Origin of the sequence: Pseudomonas japonica (assembly GCF_013522925.1) — a bacterium.
In the GTDB taxonomy this organism is placed as follows: domain Bacteria; phylum Pseudomonadota; class Gammaproteobacteria; order Pseudomonadales; family Pseudomonadaceae; genus Aquipseudomonas; species Aquipseudomonas japonica_A.
This window is the reverse complement of sequence record NZ_JAAMQU010000032.1, coordinates 1-4,025: the sequence shown is the minus strand read 5'-3', so window position 1 is coordinate 4,025 and position 4,025 is coordinate 1. Positions and strand designations below refer to the sequence as shown.

Here is a 4,025-nt window from a genome sequence, read left to right as displayed (position 1 = left end):
TGTCCTCGACCAGACGGTAATCCCGGCTGAGCTTGTCCATCTCTCGCTCAAGCCGGCTGATATCCTCGGCGGTTGTTCGCGACTTAGGAGGACGCGCTGGTTTGGCTAGCTGATCAGGGCGCGTGGCGGCAAGCATCATCTTGGCGTAGACAGTCGTAAAGCAATTTGCAGACAGCATCATCTCGGCTGTCTCTATCTGCCGCATTGGCTTCATCTTCTTGAGCGCACCGAAGGCGTGCTGATTGATCTGCCTGTCTTTTAGCATTTCCACTACCTCCGGGGCGATACCGTCCAACAGCTGCTGGCGCCTACGTATGTGCTCCACGTTCACGTCTAGGGCTTGGGCTATGCGAGCGCCTGAGGTGCCTTTCTGGATCGCCGAAAGTATCATCCTGTGCTCTTGAATCGGGGTCAGCCTGTTCACCTGGCGGTTATAGGTAAACCCTTCGTCATCGCTGGAGACCAGGCACAATGCATGAATAGCCCCCTGCTCCGCCTAGGTTCCTCCCCTTTCAGCTCATGCAGCGCGCACTGGAGGAGCTATCTGGAGGCCATAAGCACTCGGCGATAAAAATACGTAATGTCGGATTCGTCTAATGCAATTAGCGGTATATTCCAAATCAAGATTAGCGGTTTTAATTGATCAACTATGATAGAAAAGCCACTTCTTAATTATGGCATCCATGCCGCACCTTGATGTGAGCTGTAAGCAAACGGCTATCATCAACCAGTCGCGCGAGCAGTCGTCACTCGTTGCGTGTTACGACTATACGATCTCGTCGTCACCGGAGCAGGCTATGTGCCATAGATGTTTATTTCGGAACCCGATATTTTGCATGGTTCCCCCGTATATTCTCAACGCAATAGCAAAAAACGGCGACTCAAACCAGCGTGCGTCAGCAATGCGCACTAAAGCTTTGGATAGCACGCTTCGCTCTATGCGGTTGAATCAACTAGGGCGGCCAGTCCGAAGACCTATCCAGCCATTACAGGATCCGATTAAACGCCGAACCATTTACAATGCAAATAATAGTCAGTCACTACCAGGAATGATCGTCCGTTTGGAGGGGGAAAATTCAACTGGCGATCCAGCGGTTGATGAAGCATACGACGGCCTTGGAGCAACCTACGATTTTTTCAGTGAAATTTTCGATCGCAATTCAATAGATGATTCCGGAATGCAGCAAGACGCCACCGTTCATTTCGGCGTGGATTACAATAATGCGTTCTGGAACTCAGCCCAGATGGTATTCGGTGATGGGGACGGGAAAATATTCAACCGTTTCACTATGTCTATAGATGTTATTGGTCATGAACTATCTCACGGTGTGACTGAAGATGAAGCGGAGCTTTTTTACCTAAAGCAGTCGGGTGCTCTCAACGAGTCAGTGTCGGACGTTTTCGGCTCACTTATCAAGCAATATGTGGGGCATCAAACAGCTGCAGAAGCAGATTGGCTGATCGGTAATGGATTATTCGCTGAAGGCATCGACGGAATCGCGTTGCGCTCGATGCGTAACCCCGGATCAGCATTTGACGATAGATTAATTGGTAAGGATCCCCAGCCGAAACACATGGATAACTTCGTTAATACTTTCGAAGACAACGGTGGTGTACATATCAACTCCGGCATTCCCAATCACGCATTCTATCTAATTTCTACATCTATAGGAGGATATGCGTGGGAAAAGGCTGGAAGAATATGGTATGACACTCTAAGAGACCCACGACTGAAGCCTGACAGCACCATTGCCCGCTTCGCGCGGATCAGTTCCGATATTGCAAGCCGTAGTTATGGAATTGGTAGTGCCGAGCACCAAGCTGTCAGCGAAGGCTGGGCGATGGTTGGTGTCAGGACATGAAGGACAGGGCCTTTTAGTAGGTATAGCGCAAGCCGACGGACAAGACACTGTCTATTTTAGGTCTTCCTATAGGTTTAGGAATCACGAAATTACTTCTACAGACTAGGCGAAGACGTCTGCGGTTGTTTTCAAGCTAAATTGTTTAAGTTTTGGGTGCTACTTTGCGGATTTAAAGGCGTGCCACTTAAATCACGCTATTACCCTCTGATCCATTATCTTAAATAACTGGCATTATTCCAGTTGCTGTACGCTACGATCGCAGCCCAAGGTGATGACCTAATCGACGATAACCCCCTATGTCAAACGTCACAACACAGGCTCACCTTTAAATTTATCTATATATTAAAGCCAAGGAGATTCACCAATGGAACAAAATCTTCAAGCTTTCCAGGCTATGCCGGTTGATCACGCTGAAATTTCGAATGAGGTCAGCGCCGACTTAGTCGTTCAACCACTTGGAATCGGTGATGATTGGATTCTGATGCTTATTAATATGACCGACAGGTTACTTACACTTCAGCGTATAAAGTTAGGCTCCAACAGCTGGGGCGGCTGGACGGCCATGGCCCCCATCGGTCGCACTTGCAATCTGAACTCTCCACAAGTTTGCTTCGACGAACAACGCTACAGCCCTGTAATGACGATCGGCTGCGGGGGAGCAGCGTTTTCAATCGAGCTAAGAGACGCTGATGGGTACGGTGCGGCATGGGATGGAATAGTTTCTAACTGCCAACATGCAGGTGGGGTGATAACACTCGGGTAAGCACCCGTTTCCATTCTTTCCGGTCAGTTTCAGGTTTTGCGAGTCATGTGATTAGCATAGGAAAATCTTGCAAAAGTATCCACTGCCACGGGTGAAGGCTTCCTGGACGGAGCCATGAGTGATCTGACATACGCAGTGGCGATAATTACTGGCGTTCATATCCGGCGAGATTGTGACCTCAGGCTATCAATTCGTTTTTATGATGGACTGCGGCTAATTAGCGAACGGCTAAGACCTGGCTTATTCGAACACACGGGCCGGGTGCCAACAATTGATGTCCTTGATCCATCACTCCGATGGTATGTTTGGCGCAGTGGTGCCCCTTGCGGCTAGGCACGTTGCGCTGCTTACCGACGATCTATACAGCCTTCGAAGAAGGCTTATGACAATAATATGCGTGCTTGATCGATACCTCGGCGCCTACTGGCGGGGTATAGATAGCCCTCGGACTCCGAGCTTTGAAAATACGGGCTCCGGTGCTGGGGATTGCCTCGACACAAGGCAATAAAAATTCGGTGCCTCAGCCGGCCTCGACTAAGGCGTTTTGAAACCCATTACGTTTATGACCTATTACATCGAAAGCCCTACATGTGCCAAGCAATGGCCATGAGCTTATGCGGGCTCTGTTGCGTACCTCCCCAAGTCCATCTGTTCCGGAGCATCGCGAGCTGGGAACGCTCGGCATGGATGCGCTGCATTCGTACGATGCGCGACTCAATCTGCGATCGCCGTCCCTATGTAGAACCTGTTGGTTACTCTTGCCCTTCTCCTCTCCACAAGCCAGTCGGCCCTCCCCTCTCCTCCTTCCGCCTTTGTAGAAGTCAAGGTCATGGCGAAGCAGAAGATCTATCTCGACCATGCGCATAACTCGATGGGCGATCTCTACTGCGGCTGCAAGTAAACGTGGACAGATCAATCGCACGGCCGCATTGATGCTGAATCGTGCGTCCTACAGGCCAGGAAGCAGCAAAATCGTTCAGACAGGATCGAGTGGCAGCCCCTAATCCCACCGTGGAACTTCAGCACCAACGCCACTTCTAGCAGGGCGGTGGTCGGAGCACTGTATCAGCGATGATCCGGTTTTTCGTGCCATGGGTTCCGATCTGTTCAACCTCTACCCGTCTTTGGGAGAGGTCAAGGAAGACGCTCAACTCAGCGCTTTGGCCTCAGAGCGTCACCGACATGAGGGCGGGTAGCCTAGCAAACAGGGCAATCCGGACAAGGCTAAGGGGCGTCGGCAGAGTGAGGCTCCCGAGCGTCTCCCCGGCCGTCGGCAGTCATCGAGTCCATAACAGAGGCAAGCTCCTTGACCAGGTCTTCATAGTTGAGCTGCAGGAACTCGGCGATTGCCTCATTGCGCAGCAGCCTGGAGACGTAACCCTTGGCGATGACTAACACCA

General features: G+C 51.0%; 3 protein-coding genes. 2 read left to right on the top strand and 1 reads right to left on the bottom strand.

Translation table 11 applies throughout. The annotated features are described in order from the left end of the window. Window positions 1-391 (bottom strand): plasmid partitioning protein RepB C-terminal domain-containing protein (locus tag G7016_RS24680; protein ID WP_308812216.1); only part of this gene is annotated, 391 nt, incomplete at its 3' end. Between the two features lie 406 nt (window positions 392-797). Here G7016_RS24680 and G7016_RS24675 point away from each other — a divergent pair. Then, a complete protein-coding gene (locus G7016_RS24675) occupies window positions 798-1,862 on the top strand; it encodes a M4 family metallopeptidase (RefSeq protein ID WP_181118395.1) in 1,065 nt (354 codons plus the stop codon). A 364-nt stretch (window positions 1,863-2,226) separates the two neighbouring features. Then, window positions 2,227-2,625: a hypothetical protein gene (locus tag G7016_RS24670; RefSeq protein ID WP_181118394.1), complete on the top strand. Its 399-nt coding sequence runs from the start codon at window positions 2,227-2,229 to the stop codon at window positions 2,623-2,625. Window positions 2,626-4,025 lie beyond the last annotated feature (1,400 nt).

Excerpts from the sequence above, each read along its gene's own strand:
- G7016_RS24675 (WP_181118395.1), top strand. The coding sequence starts at position 798 with ATGTGCCATAGATGTTTATTTCGGAACCCGATATTTTGCATGGTTCCC.
- G7016_RS24670 (WP_181118394.1), top strand. The coding sequence starts at position 2,227 with ATGGAACAAAATCTTCAAGCTTTCCAGGCTATGCCGGTTGATCACGCT.